The organism is Psychrobium sp. 1_MG-2023 (genome assembly GCF_030689115.1).
In the GTDB taxonomy this organism is placed as follows: Bacteria; Pseudomonadota; Gammaproteobacteria; order Enterobacterales; family Psychrobiaceae; genus Psychrobium.
On record NZ_JAUYVJ010000027.1, the window covers coordinates 39,702 to 57,571 of the forward strand.

Here is a 17,870-nt window from a genome sequence, read left to right on the forward strand (position 1 = left end):
TTACTCTTAAGATGCCTTACGAACACGTAAATACCATTCAGTTAATAATCGTACTTGTTTCTGTGTATAGCCTTTTTCGGTCATACGTTGTACGAAGTCAGCATGTTTTTTCTGGTCATCGGCTGACGTTTTATTATTGAATGAGATAACAGGTAATAAATCCTCAGTATTAGAGAACATTTTCTTCTCAATGACTGTGCGTAGTTTTTCATAGCTCGTCCACGCTGGATTATTGCCTGAGTTATTAGCTTTAGCGCGTAAGACAAAGTTAACAATCTCGTTTCTGAAATCTTTTGGATTACTGATCCCAGCTGGTTTTTCAATTTTCTCTAGTTCTTCATTAAGAGCACTGCGATCAAAGAGTTGCCCGGTTTCTGGGTCGCGGTACTCTTGATCTTGTATCCAAAAATCGGCATAAGTAACATAGCGATCAAAGATATTTTGACCATACTCAGAATAAGACTCTAAATAGGCTGTTTGTATTTCTTTACCGATAAACTCGATGTATTGCGGGATTAGGTAGCCTTTTAAATGCTCAAGGTATTTCTCACTGACTTCATCGCTAAATTGTTCCCGTTCAATTTGTTGCTCTAACACATAGAATAGATGAACCGGGTTTGCTGCTATCTCGTTTTGATCGAAGTTAAACACCCGAGATAGAATTTTAAATGCAAAGCGGGTTGATAGACCACTCATGCCTTCAGTGACCCCAGCCGCGTCGCGGTACTCTTGTAAAGACTTAGCACTTGGATCGGTATCTTTGAGTGTTTCACCGTCATAGACCCGCATTTTCGAGTTAATGTTTGAATTCTCAGGGGCGGTTAAGCGAGATAAAATACTAAACTGTGCCAAGATTTTTAACGTGTCAGGTGCACATTGGGCGTCGACAAGTTCAGAGTGTTGAAGTAATTTATCATAAATCTTCATTTCTTCAGTCACGCGTAAGCAATATGGCACCTGCACGATATACACGCGATCTAAGAAAGCTTCATTATTTTTGTTCGACTTAAAGGTTTGCCACTCAGATTCATTGGAGTGAGCTAAGATGATACCGTTAAACGGAATAGCTGATATGCCCTCTGTACCGTTATAGTTACCTTCTTGCGTGGCCGTTAAGAGAGGGTGCAATACTTTAATCGGCGCTTTAAACATTTCAACAAATTCCATTAACCCTTGGTTAGCCCGACAAAGTGCACCGGAATAGGCGTAAGCATCTGGATCGTCTTGCGCGTAATGCTCAAGCTTTCTAATATCGACCTTACCGACAAGCGCTGAGATATCTTGGTTATTCTCATCACCGGGCTCCGTTTTTGAAACTGCAATTTGGTCTAGAATGGATGGATATGTTTTCACTACTTTAAATTTGGTGATATCACCACCAAATTCATGCAAACGTTTAACCGCCCACGGTGACATAATTGTACCTAGGTAACGTTTAGGTATATTGTACTCGTTGGCCAAAATCTCTCCATCTTCATTTTCGTCAAATAATGATAACGGATGGTCATTAACTGGCGAACCTTTAAGCCGATAGATAGGGGTTTTTTGCATTAAACTTTTAAGCTTTTCAGCCAGAGATGATTTACCGCCCCCAACAGGACCTAGTAAGTAAATGACTTGTTTCTTTTCTTCTAAACCCTGCGCTGAGTGTTTAAGGTAAGAGACGATTTGGTCAATGGCATCTTCCATACCATAAAAATCTTCAAAGGCCGGGTAACGATTGACCACACGGTTAGAGAAAATACGGCTTAAGCGTGGGTCTGTAGCAGTATCAACAACTTCTGGTTCACCAATCGCAAGCAATAAACGTTCTGCTGCGGTTGCATAACAGCTGCTATCTTTTTTACAGAGACTTAAGAACTCTTGTAAGGTGTACTCTTCTTCTTTTGTTGTTTCGTATCTGTCTTGGTAGTGATTAAATATAGACATGGCATTCCCCTTGAGTTTGCGATGGCTTATTAAACGACCTAAATACTAAGCCACTAATTTGTTTCCTATCTTTAAATTAAACTTAGACTCATAACTAAATGAAAGCCAGTAACTTTCATAAATTAAATTTTGCTTACATCATATATAGACAAGTACAGTAGGGGATTAATTTCATTTATTTTTTGTAAAAAAGGGAGGGGATGAAACGGTCAAAAAATTGACAATAAAAAAGAGTCCATTAAGGACTCTTTGTCAAGGTGCTAACTAATTCTTTTTTGTTATAAAAAAGGTGTTAGTTAATTAGGTTTAGCTTAGCCAGCGAAGTTTGCAGCAGCAAATTCCCAGTTAACTAATGCCCAAAAACCGTTTAGGTAGTTAGGGCGTACATTGCGGTAATCAATGTAGTAAGCATGTTCCCATAGGTCAACAGTCATTAGCGGTGTAACACCTTCGTCTGTTAACGGTGTTGCAGCATTGCTCGTATTAACGATTGCTAGGCTACCGTCAGCATTTTTTACTAACCAAGTCCAGCTTGAGCCAAAGTTGTTAACTGCTTTGTCATTAAACGCTGCAACGAACTCTTCGAAAGAACCGAAAGTAGCATTGATTGCATCACTTAGAGCGCCTGTTGGCTCGCCGCCGCCATTAGGGCTTAGGCTGTTCCAGTAAAATGTGTGGTTCCAGATTTGTGCTGCATTGTTGAAAACGCCACCTTCAGAAGTCTTAACGATTTCTTCTAGTGATTTGCTCTCAAGGTCAGTACCTTCGATTAAACCGTTAAGTTTAGCAACGTAAGTTGCATGGTGTTTACCGTGGTGAAACTCTAAAGTTTCTTGTGAAATGTGTGGTGCTAATGCATCAATTGCATATGGTAACGCTGGAAGTTCGAACGCCATGGTTTATCTCCTAGATAAAATTGCCTATTTTTGGCTCACATTAATTATTATTCGGCATTATAATACATCAAGAAATTGATTTGGGTCAAAAATGAATGTAATCTTTGCCAACTAATTTAATATGCTTAAACCCGCAGTAATAATAGGGTTTAGTGTCGATACACGACAAGGTACAATAAGCATAAGATAAATATCTTTATCGCTAACCTTAAGGTGTTATCAAAGGAACTCAAATGGAAACTATCGATAAAATTAAAGAGCAAATCTCAGAAAACCCAATTATCTTGTATATGAAGGGTTCACCAAAGCTACCTAACTGTGGCTTTTCAGCACAAGCATCTCAAGCGATCATGAGCTGTGGTGAGAAATTTGCGTATGTAGATATTCTACAAAATCCAGATATCCGTTCAGAACTGCCAAAGTATGCTAACTGGCCAACTTTCCCACAATTATGGGTTGATGGCGAGTTAGTCGGTGGTTGTGACATTATCCTTGAAATGTTCCAACAAGGTGAATTACAGCCGTTATTGAAAGAAACCGCTGAAAAATATTCAACTGAACAATAAATTTAATAAATGCTCAACTTTTGAGCGAAATACAAACGGAGATTAATATGAGCGTATTAGTAGGTCGTCCTGCACCGGACTTCACAGCAGCAGCAGTACTTGGTAACGGTGAAATCGTTGATGCTTTCACTCTTAGCGAAGCAATCAAAGGCAAAAAAGCTGTTGTTTTCTTCTACCCACTAGACTTCACTTTCGTATGTCCATCTGAGCTATTAGCTTTCGACCATCGTTTTGAAGAGTTCCAAAAGCGTGGCGTTGAAGTAATCGGTGTTTCTATCGACTCTCAATTCTCACACAACGCATGGCGTAACACGCCAGTTAACGAAGGTGGTATCGGCCCAGTTCGTTACACTCTAGTTGCTGACGTTAAGCACACTATCTGTCAAGCATACGACGTTGAGCATCCAGAAGCTGGCGTTGCATTCCGTGGTTCATTCTTAATTGATGAAGAAGGTAACGTACGTCATCAAGTAGTTAACGACCTACCATTAGGCCGTAACGTTGACGAAATGCTACGTATGGTAGATGCACTACAATTCCACCAAGAAGTTGGCGAAGTATGTCCAGCTGGTTGGAACCAAGGTGACAAAGGTATGGACGCTTCTCCAGCAGGCGTTGCTTCTTACCTTTCAGAAAACGCTGACAAACTATAATTTGTAGTTTTAGTTAGATTTAAAAGGCTGCTTTTGCAGCCTTTTTTGTTTTAAAACAAAAGAATTAAAATAAAATAACTGATAATAAGTAGCGTAATTAATTACATTAAGGTTCGCTATGGACAGTTTTGACCTCTTCGTGCTCGCTAGAGTATTACATATTGTCGCTGTTGTATTATGGATTGGCGGTGTCGGCTTAGTCACTTTGGTCTTGATTCCTTCATTAAGAGCAATGACCGCTCCCTCCCAACGCCTTGCACTATTTGAACAACTGGAAGGGCGTTTTGCGAAACAAGCAAAATGGCTGACCGTGATCACCATGCTATCTGGCGTTTATATGATTGAATTTCTTAATGCATGGTCGCGCTATTCTTCGTTCGAATTTTGGTGGATGCACCTAATGACGTTCATTTGGCTTATATTTTCTTTAGTACTGTTTGTTTTTGAACCATTATTTTTACATCGCTGGTTTCATCAACAGGCTGAAAAGGATAGTGAACATGCGTTTATGTGGTTACATCGCATGCATCAAGTGCTGCTGAGTTTAAGCTTGATAGCGATTGCGGGAGCAATGGCTGGGTCTCATGGCTATTCCTTTCATTAATTAACGCCTTAAATGCATGATTAAGCCTATGACATTTAAAATGTAGCTTGTTATTATTCTGCCTAATGGATTCATACTATTAAGGAAGATATGACATGAAATATTTCTTATTATTTTGGTTGGTTATTACATCGGCCTATTCTGTTCAGGCGTACACATCACCAAAGCAACCGAGTCAGCCACCACAGGCTACTTTACCTTATTCTGTATATGCAAAATTACCCGCAAAGAGTTTATTAACAATATCCCCTTCTGGAAACCGTATGGCGTATCGCCATAAAGAAGGCGATGATGATTATCTAGTTGTCATGGACCTAAATAGTGGTGAGGTGGTTGGTGGTACAGGCCTAACGTCGGTAAACCCTGATACCGCTTACTTCATTGATGAAAACCGTATTGTGTTGGTCGCATCAGTAAATAGCAGGATCTTCGGCTTTAGAGGAAGACATGATATTAGTGCGGCTTTTTCATATAACATCAAAGAAAAAACAATTAGCCAGTTGTTAATCGCAGGTAAAGGTATTTATCGCGGGCAGAGCAATTTAGGGAATGTTGTAGGGTTATCAGAAGATAGAAAACATGCATATATGCCAGCGTGGCATACGAAGCATGCCTATAGTCTATTAAAAGTCAATCTTGATAAAACGCGTAAACCAAGGGTCCATAAGAAAGGGACTTCAGATACGATAGACTTTTTTATTGATGGAAGCGGACTGGTCCTAGCGCGAGAACGCTTTTATAACCGACGTAATGTTCACATCTTAGAGTCATGGCAGCAGGGAGAGTGGAAAGTTATTTATCGAGAAGAGACTGATATACGCTCTGTTGGTTTTGTTGGTGTTACGCCAGACGGTAAAAGCCTAGTCATGCAGCGACATAATAGCACCTTGGGTCGTTGGGCTTACCATACTATTTCGTTAGAAGATGGCAGGGTGAGTGATGCCATCTTCAGCAAAAAAAACCATGATGTTGAAGTTGTCTTAACTGATATTAACCGAGTCGTTTATGGCGTACGTTATTCAGGGTTTAAGCCATCATATGAGTTCTTTGAGACAAAACTAAACGCTCGCCTTAAAGGGGTAGCAAAAGTGTTACCTGAACTAGCGATCACTATTACAGACTATACACCTGATTGGTCTACAATTATTTTTCACATCGAAGGAGACAGTAGTGCAGGGGATTACATTCGATATAAAGATGGCTCATTAGACTTATTGACGCATGGACGACCGGATGTAAAGGCGCAGCACATTAATCCTATTGAGGTTTACTCATTTAAAGCTCGTGACGGGTTAACTATTCCGACGTTATTGACACTACCTAAGCACCTTGAACCAAAGAATTTACCTGCAATCATGCTTCCCCATGGCGGCCCTGAATCATACGATAAAATAAGGTTTGATTGGTTGACCCAATATTTTGCTTCACAAGGTTACTTAGTGATTCAACCTCAATTTAGAGGCTCTAAAGGCTTTGGCGCTGAACACTTAAGCCAAGGTCATGGCGAGTGGGGGTTAAAGATGCAAGATGATTTAACTGACGCAGTTGGTGCATTGATTAAAGAGGGTAAAATAGATGCAAATCGAGTTTGTATTGTAGGAGCCAGTTATGGTGGTTATGCGGCACTGGCTGGAGCCGTATTTACCCCCAATTTATACCAGTGCGCTGTTTCAATTAATGGCGTGAGTGATGTGAAACAGATGCTCCGTACAGAAAAACATCAGCACGGTTCAGATCATTGGGTCGTATCCTATTGGCAAAAATTACTTCTAAACGGAAGTGTGGAGTCTGATCATTTGGAAACGATATCACCAATCAATTTTGTCAAAGACATTAAGGCGCCTGTTTTACTGATTCATGGTGAACATGACTTAGTGGTTCCAATGAGCCAATCAAAAGACATGCATGAGGAAATGGAAGATACAGACAAAGAGGTTTCTTTTATCACTTTAGAAAAGGGTAATCATTATTTAAGTAATAGCAAAAATAGAGAAAAAGCCCTTAAAGCTATTGATCTGTTTATTAAGCAGCACTTACCTTAACAATAATACTAATTTAGTTTGGCAAGTCCTATATTCTTTAAGGCTTGCCTAGCTTATATTCTAATGCACCGAGTTGATAACAGGTTCTTATTTTGAAAAAACTAATGTTAGTTATTATTACCGCTTTTTTCTTCTTATCCAGCTGTGCTGTTATACCTCACAAAAAAGAAGTGTTAAAAGCTGTTAGTGAAGAGTATTTTTCTGTCTATGCTACGCGTACCGACCTAAAACGGTTAATGTCTTTTTATGCCGAAGACGCACAACTCTTTGACATTATTTATGGTAATCACTTAGAAGGTCAAAAACAAATAAGTGACTTCTTCGCGTGGGATCAGGGCCAGTTCAAGTTAATTGACGGTAATAGGGTGTTAACTGTGACTCAGCATATCGTCGATAAAGACACGGTAGTGACAGAGGGGGTATTTAATGCATTCGAGTTTAATGGTCAAACGATGGGGCCGTGGCTATTTATAATCATTCAAAAATTTGATGTAAACAATAAAATCATTAAGCAGACAGATTGGATTAACTATACGCCAAGATCACAATTTTTAGGCGGGAAAAACATGAACCAACAATGAATAATAATTAAATGTTTGAATCAACGACCATAATGCGTGACTAGGGGATAATATGAAGAATAATAATTTACAAAGATTACTAGGCATTGAACTACCAATTATTCAATCTCCAATGGCTGGCGTACAAGATAGCGCGTTAGCGATAGCGGTAAGTAAGGCTGGTGGTTTAGGCTCGTTGCCGTGTGGTATGTTGACGATTGATAAAATTGTTCGTGAAATGACATTGATCAAGCAGGCAACGACCGCTCCTTGCAACTTAAATTTTTTCTGTCATCAGATGCCCCAATACAATGAAGCGAGACAGATCAAGTGGCGGAGCACACTCGAGCATTATTTTACAGAACTTGGCGTTGAGATTGAGTCATCACCACAGGGAGCAAGTCGTGTTCCTTTTAGTCACCAAATTGCTGATGCCATTGAACCATTCAGTCCAGAGGTTATTAGTTTTCACTTTGGGCTTCCTGAGCGATCGTTATTGCAACGAATCAAAGGGTGGGGCTGTAAGGTTATATCTACAGCCACAACAGTCAAAGAAGCTCTGTGGCTAGAAGCTAATGGTGCCGATGCCATTATTGCTCAAGGGTTAGAAGCTGGTGGGCACCGAGGCATGTTTTTATCCAATGATCTAACAACTCAATTGGGAACGATAGCCCTGGTGCCACAGATTATTGACCAAGTCACTATTCCAGTCATTGCTGCCGGTGGCATCGCTGATCGGCTGGGGGTAGAAGTCGCATTGCAGTTGGGTGCATGTGCCGCACAAGTTGGAACTGCTTATTTATTATGCTCCGAAGCAACAACATCCCAATTGCATCGAGCCGCAATAACCAGTGAACAATCACAGCATACCGCACTGACTAATATTTTTTCCGGTAAACCTGCCCGTGGTATCGTTAATCGCAGCATGCAAGAGTTAGGTTATCTTAGCGCCGATGCTCCTGCATTTCCTTATGCCTCTATTGAAATGGGGCAATTACGCCAGCGTGCTGAACAACAGGGGCGAACTGATTTTACTCCGCTATGGTGCGGACAAAATACGATGGGGTGTAAAGAAGTTTCAGCAACAGAGCTTACCTTACAGTTAGCAGGGAAAGTGCTTTAACAACGCTTTTCAACCAGGGAGTCAATACGTGAAAAAAGTCTACCTATTTGATTGGGGAGATACCTTAATGGTTGATCACCCAGGTTCTCATGGCAAAATGTGTGATTGGCAAACGGTTAATGCTGTGGATGGAGCATCTGACGTTTTGGCATTGCTATCTCAATTTTATTCAATCTATATCGCCACCAATGCCGACAACTCAGCGGCAGTTGATATTGAGAAAGCTTTTATACGTGTTGGCCTTGCACAGTATATCTCGGGATATTTTTGCAAAGCCAACTTAGGCTGCGGTAAAGCAGACGCTCATTTTTACCCATCAATCATCAACCTTTTAGGTGTTAAGGCTAAACAGGTTACAATGGTGGGTGATAGTGTTGACAACGATGTCTTACCAGCATTAAAGGCAGGGCTAGACGCCGTGTGGTTTAACCGCTTGTCAATAGAAATAGAAACTGAATTTAAACAGGTGAAAACCCTGAGAGAGCTGTGTTGAACTGAGTTAACTTAAAATAAATGCCGGGTCATGTCATTACTTTCAGTGATTGAGCCCTATGGCTCTTTTATAGAGTCTTCAATAGAGATAATGATAGTGGCCTTTACCGACTAGCGGTAATCCCTATTTGATGTACAAGATTAAAGGTACTTTGTGCCCCCAAGTGCTTTAATAAGCGTGATTATTGTGCGGTTAAGTTTAAACTCATATTTAAAATTGTCAGATTAAATATGAACTATTACAATTTCAGTTGAACCTTATTTATGCTTACTAATCATATTACTTGAACGTTAAATTACCTCACAGGTGTAAAAATGAATAAACCTTTCTATCTGTTATTTACTGCAATTCTTTTATCTGGATGCACTAATCAGAGTCTGTACGAGTCGGGCCAAAATTACCAAAAAAGTAAGTGTATTCAAGAGGCTCAAACTGCCGAGCAACACAAGCAATGCCTCACCCAAGAACGTCAATCGTTTAAAGAATATGAGCAAGAGCGTCAGGAAGTCATTGGTAAGAAATAGTTTTAAAGCTCATGGTGTTTACACACTGTGGTTCACTATTTGATGAGGTGGAATAGATAATATAATGGTGAATGGTACCTCGAGCCAGCTGAGTTTATTTTTATGCCACGGTAGTTTATGAGGTTGTGTTAACAAATATGCTTTCTACGAAGCCGATAGTCGTTCATTCTCATACTTGTTCACAAGGTTTATAAATGAGCGGTGCTCACTGAACACAAGGACGTTTACACTTGAAAAAAGCTTTGCTTTCCTTTTTTAGTCTCCTGTTACTGCTTATTATTAGTGTTAGTTTATTTAGCCGATACAGTGGTCTTGGCATCAGGGTGTACGACGGTAAATATATCGGATACTCACCCCAAACGCATGAGTGGTTATTTGTCGAGTATCAGAATGTGCCATTAGTGCATGACGGTCCTTATGTATTTAACCAAGGCGATAAACGGTTTGCTTGGTATGTGACAGGCGATGGTGATGGTGACACGACAGCAACAAAGATAGCTGTTGCTGATAAGGTTGATGTGACTGTTGAAAACGACGCAGCAACAACATTTGAAGTTGAACTAAGAAGCAGTTACCCGCGATCATCATTAAGTTATGACAAGCCAAGTAAGGTGTTAGCCATGTCTGATCTCGAAGGAAATTTTGACGCCATGACAGGATTGTTACACGCAAATGGTGTAATCAATGACGCTCTCGATTGGCGTTATGGTTCTGGTCACTTAGTACTGATAGGCGACATGGTTGACCGAGGAATTAATGTTGTCCCCTTGTTATGGCTTATTTATAAGCTTGAGGCACAAGCTCAGTTAGCTGGAGGCCAAGTTCACTATGTACTGGGAAATCACGAGCGCTATTTGTTACATGGTGGGATTAAGTCCATCGCTAGAAAGTATTATGGTAGCTCAAGAGCTATAGGGTTATCGCCCAAAGCGCTCTGGTCTGAATCCTCGGAGCTTGCTCAGTGGTTACAGAGCAAACCAGCGATGATAAAGCTAGGCGACACGTTATATGTGCACGGTGGGGTTTCTCCTTACGTCCTTGAGCAGCAACCGACACTTGGGCGCATTGATGCCGAAGTAGAAGAGCGCTTCGTATTGCGCGACCTAGCTAAAGGTTTTGCAGAAAGTGGTTTTTTAAATGGTCATGAAGGCCTCTTATTTTATCGTAACTTAGCCAAGGATATGACACATCGTGGCCAAGGCGAAAAAGCTCAGATAGAACATGTCGAGCGGGTCTTATTGACCTTCAATGCCTCTCGAATTGTAATTGGTCACACCTTGACAGAACATGTTGGTCATGATTTTGATCGAAAAGTGATTAGAGTCGATGTGCCTCATGGCAGAGGGATTAATGAAGCATTACTCATTGAGAATGAAAACTTGTGGCGAGTAGATAGCAAGGGGAATAGATTCCCTTTAAGTAAAGCTAAAAATTTTGTTTTTCATTGAGTTAGCTGGGGTTGGCATAAAGCTTGTGTTCTAACTACTAATTGAGTTTCACTAAATTCACCACCTTTTCATGATAGGAATTTCGCTAAATAGTTAGTCTTGTCCCTTACAGGTTTTAACTGCATGGTATTTTTTCCCGATAGTATCTGTAGATAGTTATCGTTCCTCGTTTATTAAAGGCTGGACAGAAGCGAAAGCTTTATCAATACTATTGGCTCAAGAATTATCCCAAAACAAACTGAGTAATTGATGCTTAGAGACGTTGTTTGGCCTATAAAATATACAGGGATTAATAAAGTGTTTGGTTTAAAACAAAAAAAGAACGATTTTTCAGTGTTAATGGTATGCATGGGTAACATCTGTCGCTCGCCAACCGCAGAAGCTGTTTTGAAAAAAAAGTTGGATCAACAGGAGGTAGCAGTGACTGTTGATTCTGCGGGGACAATAGCCTTTCATCAAGGAAAAAAGCCTGATCCGCGGTCGATGATGGTTGCAGAAGCTAAAGGGTACAGTTTTAAAGGGATGCGGTCTCGCCCGGTAGTCGATCAAGACTTTCATGATTTCGATTTTATTTTAGCGATGGATGAAGATAACGAGCGTGAACTTTTATCGCGTTGCCCCAAAGAGCTGCAGTATAAAATACAACTACTTCTTAACTTTAGGAGTGCTTGTGACGATGCTGTGACAACGGAAGTACCCGATCCTTATTACGGTGGCAGCAAAGGTTTTGACTTGGTGTTAGCGCTAATAGAGCAGGGCTGTGATGGCTTAATTGAGCACTTACAGTTGGAATTAAAGAACAAGCGAGATTCCGGCTAAAAGCACGCCGGAACGACAGTATCGGGGGCGGGTACATATACCATTCTGAAAGTGTTAAATTTAGGATCTTAGTTTCATTCTTAACAGCGAGATTCTGGTTAAAGCGTGCATGAGTGATGCTGTAGGGTTAACTCATACATTTTCACTATTTATACTTTTCTACATAAACAAAAAAAGCAGTGATTTCTCACTGCTTTTTATTATCCAAACATATTGCCTAAACGATTGTTAGTCGCTTACTGCTAGCGTTATTTCGCTAGCATAGGACCACTTGACGCTCTGCTTGTTGCTTGCTGTGTGCTGGTTGCCTTATTACTGCGGTGGAACGGTATACGTTGCTCCGCAGGCATTGGTTGCACTGCAACACCACTATGAACAGCTGGAGCAGCTTTTGGCGTAGTGACTGGTGCGCTAGCGTGCCCCTTAACTGTCGTCACTGTTGCTGTTGTTTGTTGAGTTGCTGCTTTTTCCGATGCTTCAGCAGTATTTTCAACAACTGGTGCAGTAACAGCTTCTTCGACGATTGGCGCTTCAACCACTGGTGCTTCAACTACTGGTGCTTCAACTACTGGATCAGCTGCAACTGTTGGTTCAGTGACTACTGGCGCTGCTTCAATCACTGGAGCTTCAACAACTGGCGCAGGAGCTTCAACGGCAACTACTTCTTCAACTGCCTCGTTAGGCGTTTCAATCGATGGAGCTGGTGCTTCTTCAGCAACTTTAACTGGGGCCGCTTCCACTGCTTCAACTGATTGTTCTGCGACAGGTTCGATAGTCGCTTCAACAGGTGTCGCTTCAACAGTTGTTTCTACAACAGGTGTCGCTTCAACAGTCGTTTCTACAACAGATGTTGCTTCAACTTGAGTTTCAGTCACTGGTGCTTGTTCAACGTCAACTTGTTGTGCGGCTTGTTGTTGCTCTTGAGCAACCTCAGCAGCTAACTCGTCAGTTGTTTTAATTGGGTAACGCGCTTCAACCGCTTCATCGTTGTTATTACGATCTTGGCGATTACGACGCTGACCTGAAGAGCGCAAATGACGCGGAGAGCGACGATTACGACGACGGTTATTTTGACCATCTTCCTTCTCGTTGGCATGCTCAGTATTGTTACCTGCGTTTTCAGAAGCAACTTTCTCTGCTGTTGTTACATCTGTGTTCACGGCGTCATTTTGAACGCTTGCTTTAACAGGCACTGCAGGCTGCTCTGTTTCAACAGTCTTGTCTTCAGCGCCAGAACGCACTTTCTTACGCATATTACGACGTTGACGGCGTTGTGCTACTTGCTCTTCTTGCGAATTAGCATTGTCATGCTTTGCCTGTGACGGTTTAGGATTGCGTGGTTTTCTCGGCTTACGACGATTCTCGCTACGCTCTTTACTCTCTTCTTTATTATCACGAAGATCGGCACTTTCGCGCTCGTTTTCACCTTTATTGTCGTTAGGGCGACGGTTTCCCTGACGATTGCGATTACGATTGCGATTGCGGTTACGGTTGCGGTTGTTATTGTACTTGTTCTTTGGCTTTTCTGGCTCTTCCTGTTTCTTTTCTTCTTCTTGAGGCTCTTGAACGAATAAGCCTTTAATGAAGCCTGCAATTTTAGCAAACAGTGACGGTTGAACTGCTTGTGCTTGTGGCGTCGCTGGAGCCGTTTGAACTGGCGCGGCTTGCGGTGCTTCAACTGGTGTCACAGGTGGTGGCGTTGCAGGTGCAGAAATACCTTTTAGAACAGGCTCATTCTTACTAATTTCAGATTTTAATAAGCGCGACTCGTATTCGTTATCTGCATCAGTTTCTTTCACTAACTCGTAGCTACTTGCGCTGACTTTATCATCGTTACGATGACGGATAACTTCATAATGTGGTGTTTCTAGGTTGACGTTAGGAACGATAATTACATGTACATCATGGCGTGTTTCAATGACACGAATTGCTTTGCGCTTCTCATTTAATAAGTAGGCAGCAACGTTCACAGGTACTTGTGCTTCGATTTGTGCCGTTGAATCTTTGATCGCTTCTTCTTCCATTAAACGAAGAATTGATAATGCTAATGACTCAGTACCACGAATAGTACCTTGACCGACACAACGTGGACAAATGTGAGTGCTTGATTCACCTAAACTTGGACGAATACGCTGACGCGACATTTCCATTAAGCCAAAGCGAGAAATACGACCAACTTGGATCTTAGCACGATCAACTTTGAGCGCATCACGTAATTTGTTTTCTACTTCACGTTGGTGTTTAACCGATGACATATCGATGTAATCGATAACCACTAAGCCACCAAGGTCACGCAAACGTAATTGGCGTGCAATTTCAACAGAGGCTTCTAAGTTGGTATTAAACGCTGTTTCTTCAATATCACCGCCTTTAGTTGCGCGGGCAGAGTTAATGTCGATTGAGGTTAATGCTTCAGTTGGGTCAATAACAATCGAACCACCAGAAGGAAGGCGAACCTCACGTTGGAACGCTGATTCAATTTGCGTTTCAATTTGATAGTGAGTAAACAGTGGTACTTCACCAGTGTATTGTTTAACACGGTTTAAGTAATCAGGGCGAACCACACTGATGTGCTCACGTGCACTTTCAAATACACGAGGGTGGTCAATTAAAATCTCACCAATATCGCGGCGTAAGTAATCGCGCATTGCACGAACAATCACGTTACTTTCTTGGTGGATTAGAAACGGAGCAGGGCGCGAACTAGCTGCTTCTTTAATAGCACGCCAGTGATTTTCAAGGATATCTAAATCGTATTGTAGTTCTTCAGAGGCTTTGCCGACACCAGCTGTACGAACGATAACGCCCATACCTTTTGGCATCGTCAACGATGAAAGTGCGGCTTTTAGTTGAGTGCGCTCTTCACCTTCTATACGACGAGAAATACCACCTGCACGAGGGTTATTTGGCATTAGGACTAAGTAACCACCGGCTAGACTGATAAAGGTAGTCAGTGCAGCCCCTTTGTTACCGCGCTCTTCTTTGTCGATTTGAACGATAACTTCTTGGCCTTCCTTAATCACATCTTTGATGTTAGGGCGACCTTTGAATGAATAACCGTCAGGGAAATATTCGCGAGCAATTTCTTTTAGCGGTAAGAAACCGTGACGCTCTACACCGTAGTCAACAAATGCGGCTTCAAGGCTAGGTTCAACGCGGGTGATAGTACCTTTGTAGATATTGGCTTTAGTTTGTTCATGACCAGGACTTTCAATGTCCAGATCATACAAGGTTTGGCCATCCACAAGGGCGACCCGCAACTCTTCAGATTGAGTTGCGTTAATTAACATTCTTCTCATGTTGGAAACTCTTCCATAAATGGTTGCCAAATGAGCAGTATTCTATTGATTCCGGTAGCCTTTCATACAGTCTCTCGACAGGGAGGCTAGTGCAAAACATTGTTAGGTTTTACCTAACTTAATCGATGAAAAATAATAAAATTTTACTCGTGTGCAGCAGTTCAAAACTAAAGCTAGCTCAACAGTTTAGCGTTTTTTAGTGAACACGCTAATTAAAGGAGGCTTAAAACTTACTCTGTCTGTGTACATTGGTTCAAATACAAATTATTTATGCATTGTGTTGCGAGTTACTCTTTAGCTAACAAATTACCTTGTGTGCCATCGTGTCTAATGGTCATCTATTTTTCACAAGTAATCTATCTTCAAAAGCCAGAATTGATGTTCTGGATGAGCTAAATGTTTTTTAAAGTGTCTCTTTTTGTGCATGAGAACACTGACGTTCTATTTAACGTTTTCAACACCGATATTGTCGGTGTGCTTTATAATCAATAACTCTAAAATCTTTTGCTCAGCGCAGTGTCGTCATCCCGACGATTTGCCTGTTTTTATTCCGGTAAAACCCATATTAACTGGTCATTTTTACAACGGTTTTTTAATGTAACGAACGTGTAAATCGAAATTTAGTGGGTTCGTAAAAATTTTTAAATATTTTTTGTTTCTTTGCTGGGACTAATTTTAGCTATTATTCGCACGGTTATTTGTGCAAACCGTGTTTTTAACTTAATGATATTACGTAACTTTTGCTACATAATTGCATAAAATTAGTTAATTAATAAACTTTCATTACGAAACATAACCAGAAAGAAGGCCTGATTATCCCACTAAACGAATTGAACTGCCACAATTCTTTACTAACAAATCAAACAAATAATACTAAAAATTGAAACAATTAAAAAAATGGAGCCTTTGCGAGATAGACCATGACGGTGAAGTGATTATTCGGTTACAATAGCCGCTATGACAGATATTCAAAAACAAGACGCGCCAAAAGTGCAGTTTGTCACTATTGATGACAATCATGCCGGGCAGCGCATAGATAATTTCTTAGTAACTTTTTTAAAAGGTGTTCCTAAGAGTAGAGTGTATCGAATTTTACGTAAGGGTGAAGTTCGGGTAAATAAAAAACGTATTAAGCCCGTATATCGTTTGGCTGATGGCGACATTGTGCGTATTCCTCCGATTCATGTGTCAGAAGAAAAAGCATTGCCAAACGCTAAACTCGAAAAAATTGCTTCATTAGAGAAGCATATTATCTTCGAAGATAAATATTTAATGGTCATTAATAAACCATCTGGCATCGCGGTCCATGGTGGCAGCGGCTTAAAATTTGGTTTAATTGAAGGGTTAAGAGCATTACGTCCCGATGCCAAATTTCTAGAGTTGGTACATCGTTTAGATAGAGATACCTCTGGTTGTATCTTAGTCGCTAAGCGTCGTAGTACATTGCGTGCACTACACGAACAACTCCGTGAAAAAACGGTTGAGAAAAATTATCTGGCACTTGTGCTAGGGCAATGGGATAAAGCAGATAAAGCTGTAAACGCACCATTACTTAAGAACACACTACAATCGGGAGAACGTATTGTCCGTGTGAATCCAGAAGGTAAAGAAAGCTACACTAAATTTAAGATTGTTCAACGCTTTGAAAATTGTACCCTAGTACAGGCGAGCCCTGTTACCGGCCGTACGCACCAAATTCGTGTTCATACCCTACACACTGGCCACCCAATCGCTGGCGATGACAAATATGGTGATCGTCAATTTGATAGTGAAATGAAAAAATCTGGCTTAAATCGCTTGTTCCTTCATTCGGCTAGTTTACGCTTCTTCCATCCGAACGAAGAAACTACAATGTTCTTTGAAGCGCCAATGGATGATTCCCTTAAAGCAACTGTTGCTGCATTAAGGAAAACATGAGTTACCAATTAGTGCTATTTGATTGGGATGGTACGGTGATGGACTCCATTGACCGTATTGTCTCCAGTGTAAAAACGGTTGCCAAACGTGCACAGCTAACTGAACCAACGGCAGATCAAGTACGAGATGTTATTGGTCTTAGCTTAGCACCAGCGCTTGAAGTTTTGTTTCCGAAAATCACTGAACATCAAATTAATCTACTACAAGGTTACTATCGTGACGAATATGAAGAGTATGACGATACGGCAACACCGATTTTTGATGGTATTGAGCAAGTCCTGCAATATTTTCAGCAGCAAAACATTCAACTTGCTGTCGCAACGGGAAAAACTCGTGCTGGGTTAGATAGGTTGTTAGAAGAGAGTGGTTTGAGTCACTATTTTTGCGATTCAATGACCGCCGATGAAGCTAAGTCCAAACCTGATCCTGACATGATCAATCGCTTAGCAGCGCGCCACAATATCGAAAAGCAACATATCTTAATGATTGGTGATTCTATTTTAGATATTGGTATGGCCAACAATGCCGGTGTTGACAGTATCGCCGTTAGTTATGGTGCCCACACTCATGAGAAGTTGAGTAAGCAGCAACCATTAGCCATTGTTGCCAAACCACAAGAAATTATTGATATCGTAAAAAGAGTCGGTCAACCAACAAAATAAACGTCCTCTTAAAGGTGTTTTGTTCTGGATTTCGGTCTTATTCTGATAGTGATAAAAATCGAGATTCCGGCTAAGAGCATGCCCGAATGACAAAAGTATCGTCGTTGCGGCAGTGTGTTAACCGGAATCTTATTACGCTTATGACTCATCCCAGCAGCAAAGGATTTCAAGAGGTCCTGAATAAAAGACTTTCAGGACGACGAACTCACTGTGTTTCTGGTAATGTTTCAGCCAAAGTCTATGGTTCTTCCGTTGTTCCGGCAGTGTGTTAACCGGAATCTTATTACGCTTATGACTCATCCCAGCAGCAAAGGATTTCAAGAGGTCCTGAATAA

General features: G+C 41.1%; 16 protein-coding genes. 12 read left to right on the top strand and 4 right to left on the bottom strand.

The features are described from left to right. Nucleotides 1-6: 6 nt before the first annotated feature. Together Q8W26_RS13725 and Q8W26_RS13730 are read right to left on the bottom strand one after the other, a co-directional pair. Nucleotides 7-1,929 (bottom strand): PrkA family serine protein kinase, encoded by a 1,923-nt coding sequence (locus Q8W26_RS13725; protein ID WP_101213481.1) that lies wholly within the window; start codon nucleotides 1,927-1,929, stop codon nucleotides 7-9. A gap of 311 nt (nucleotides 1,930-2,240) precedes the next feature. Beyond that, nucleotides 2,241-2,825: a Fe-Mn family superoxide dismutase gene (locus Q8W26_RS13730; protein ID WP_101213480.1), complete on the bottom strand. Its 585-nt coding sequence runs from the start codon at nucleotides 2,823-2,825 to the stop codon at nucleotides 2,241-2,243. Nucleotides 2,826-3,058: 233 nt separating this feature from the next. Between Q8W26_RS13730 and Q8W26_RS13735 the strand changes: the two genes are divergently transcribed. The 10 genes from Q8W26_RS13735 to Q8W26_RS13780 all read left to right on the top strand — a co-directional run bounded on the left by Q8W26_RS13735 (nucleotide 3,059) and on the right by Q8W26_RS13780 (nucleotide 11,657). Continuing rightward, on the top strand, nucleotides 3,059-3,391 hold the full coding sequence (locus Q8W26_RS13735; RefSeq protein ID WP_101213479.1) for a Grx4 family monothiol glutaredoxin: 333 nt from the start codon (nucleotides 3,059-3,061) through the stop codon (nucleotides 3,389-3,391). Nucleotides 3,392-3,438: 47 nt separating this feature from the next. Beyond that, nucleotides 3,439-4,044, top strand: coding sequence for a peroxiredoxin (locus Q8W26_RS13740; protein ID WP_101213478.1), 606 nt, complete (start codon nucleotides 3,439-3,441; stop codon nucleotides 4,042-4,044). A gap of 118 nt (nucleotides 4,045-4,162) precedes the next feature. Beyond that, nucleotides 4,163-4,648 (top strand): hypothetical protein, encoded by a 486-nt coding sequence (locus Q8W26_RS13745; RefSeq protein ID WP_101213477.1) that lies wholly within the window; start codon nucleotides 4,163-4,165, stop codon nucleotides 4,646-4,648. Nucleotides 4,649-4,743: 95 nt separating this feature from the next. Further along, on the top strand, nucleotides 4,744-6,690 hold the full coding sequence (locus tag Q8W26_RS13750) for a S9 family peptidase (RefSeq protein ID WP_101213476.1): 1,947 nt from the start codon (nucleotides 4,744-4,746) through the stop codon (nucleotides 6,688-6,690). Between the two features lie 92 nt (nucleotides 6,691-6,782). After that, the gene (locus tag Q8W26_RS13755) at nucleotides 6,783-7,271 is read left to right on the top strand and encodes a nuclear transport factor 2 family protein (protein WP_153071467.1); all 489 of its coding nucleotides are present in this window, start codon (nucleotides 6,783-6,785) and stop codon (nucleotides 7,269-7,271) included. Nucleotides 7,272-7,323: 52 nt separating this feature from the next. Continuing rightward, nucleotides 7,324-8,373 carry a nitronate monooxygenase family protein gene (locus Q8W26_RS13760; protein ID WP_101213474.1) on the top strand — a complete coding sequence of 350 codons (1,050 nt, stop codon included), beginning with the start codon at nucleotides 7,324-7,326 and terminating at the stop codon, nucleotides 8,371-8,373. A 28-nt stretch (nucleotides 8,374-8,401) separates the two neighbouring features. Continuing rightward, nucleotides 8,402-8,866, top strand: coding sequence for an HAD family hydrolase (locus tag Q8W26_RS13765; RefSeq protein WP_305473652.1), 465 nt, complete (start codon nucleotides 8,402-8,404; stop codon nucleotides 8,864-8,866). A 314-nt stretch (nucleotides 8,867-9,180) separates the two neighbouring features. Continuing rightward, nucleotides 9,181-9,390 carry a hypothetical protein gene (locus Q8W26_RS13770; protein ID WP_101213473.1) on the top strand — a complete coding sequence of 70 codons (210 nt, stop codon included), beginning with the start codon at nucleotides 9,181-9,183 and terminating at the stop codon, nucleotides 9,388-9,390. Between the two features lie 230 nt (nucleotides 9,391-9,620). After that, nucleotides 9,621-10,838 (top strand): metallophosphoesterase, encoded by a 1,218-nt coding sequence (locus Q8W26_RS13775; protein WP_101213472.1) that lies wholly within the window; start codon nucleotides 9,621-9,623, stop codon nucleotides 10,836-10,838. 339 nt (nucleotides 10,839-11,177) lie between these two features. Further along, nucleotides 11,178-11,657 carry a low molecular weight protein-tyrosine-phosphatase gene (locus tag Q8W26_RS13780; RefSeq protein ID WP_305473654.1) on the top strand — a complete coding sequence of 160 codons (480 nt, stop codon included), beginning with the start codon at nucleotides 11,178-11,180 and terminating at the stop codon, nucleotides 11,655-11,657. Between the two features lie 248 nt (nucleotides 11,658-11,905). Here Q8W26_RS13780 and rne read toward each other — a convergent pair whose 3' ends face one another. Beyond that, entirely contained in the window at nucleotides 11,906-14,956 is a 3,051-nt protein-coding gene (gene rne / locus Q8W26_RS13785) for a ribonuclease E (protein ID WP_101213470.1), read from the bottom strand. Nucleotides 14,957-15,922: 966 nt separating this feature from the next. Between rne and rluC the strand changes: the two genes are divergently transcribed. Both rluC and Q8W26_RS13795 read left to right on the top strand, forming a co-directional pair. Next, entirely contained in the window at nucleotides 15,923-16,873 is a 951-nt protein-coding gene (gene rluC, locus Q8W26_RS13790) for a 23S rRNA pseudouridine(955/2504/2580) synthase RluC (RefSeq protein WP_370694286.1), read from the top strand. Further along, nucleotides 16,870-17,535: an HAD family hydrolase gene (locus tag Q8W26_RS13795; RefSeq protein ID WP_101213468.1), complete on the top strand. Its 666-nt coding sequence runs from the start codon at nucleotides 16,870-16,872 to the stop codon at nucleotides 17,533-17,535. Before rluC ends, Q8W26_RS13795 begins: the two co-directional genes overlap by 4 nt. Before the next feature lie 138 nt (nucleotides 17,536-17,673). On the opposite strand, the gene Q8W26_RS13800 is transcribed toward Q8W26_RS13795, so the two are convergent. Next, nucleotides 17,674-17,870 (bottom strand): hypothetical protein (locus tag Q8W26_RS13800; protein WP_305473653.1); only part of this gene is annotated, 197 nt, incomplete at its 5' end.

Excerpts from the sequence above, each read along its gene's own strand:
- Q8W26_RS13725 (WP_101213481.1), bottom strand. The coding sequence starts at position 1,929 with ATGTCTATATTTAATCACTACCAAGACAGATACGAAACAACAAAAGAA.
- Q8W26_RS13730 (WP_101213480.1), bottom strand. The coding sequence starts at position 2,825 with ATGGCGTTCGAACTTCCAGCGTTACCATATGCAATTGATGCATTAGCA.
- Q8W26_RS13735 (WP_101213479.1), top strand. The coding sequence starts at position 3,059 with ATGGAAACTATCGATAAAATTAAAGAGCAAATCTCAGAAAACCCAATT.
- Q8W26_RS13740 (WP_101213478.1), top strand. The coding sequence starts at position 3,439 with ATGAGCGTATTAGTAGGTCGTCCTGCACCGGACTTCACAGCAGCAGCA.
- Q8W26_RS13745 (WP_101213477.1), top strand. The coding sequence starts at position 4,163 with ATGGACAGTTTTGACCTCTTCGTGCTCGCTAGAGTATTACATATTGTC.
- Q8W26_RS13750 (WP_101213476.1), top strand. The coding sequence starts at position 4,744 with ATGAAATATTTCTTATTATTTTGGTTGGTTATTACATCGGCCTATTCT.
- Q8W26_RS13760 (WP_101213474.1), top strand. The coding sequence starts at position 7,324 with ATGAAGAATAATAATTTACAAAGATTACTAGGCATTGAACTACCAATT.
- Q8W26_RS13770 (WP_101213473.1), top strand. The coding sequence starts at position 9,181 with ATGAATAAACCTTTCTATCTGTTATTTACTGCAATTCTTTTATCTGGA.
- Q8W26_RS13780 (WP_305473654.1), top strand. The coding sequence starts at position 11,178 with ATGGTATGCATGGGTAACATCTGTCGCTCGCCAACCGCAGAAGCTGTT.
- rne (WP_101213470.1), bottom strand. The coding sequence starts at position 14,956 with ATGAGAAGAATGTTAATTAACGCAACTCAATCTGAAGAGTTGCGGGTC.
- Q8W26_RS13795 (WP_101213468.1), top strand. The coding sequence starts at position 16,870 with ATGAGTTACCAATTAGTGCTATTTGATTGGGATGGTACGGTGATGGAC.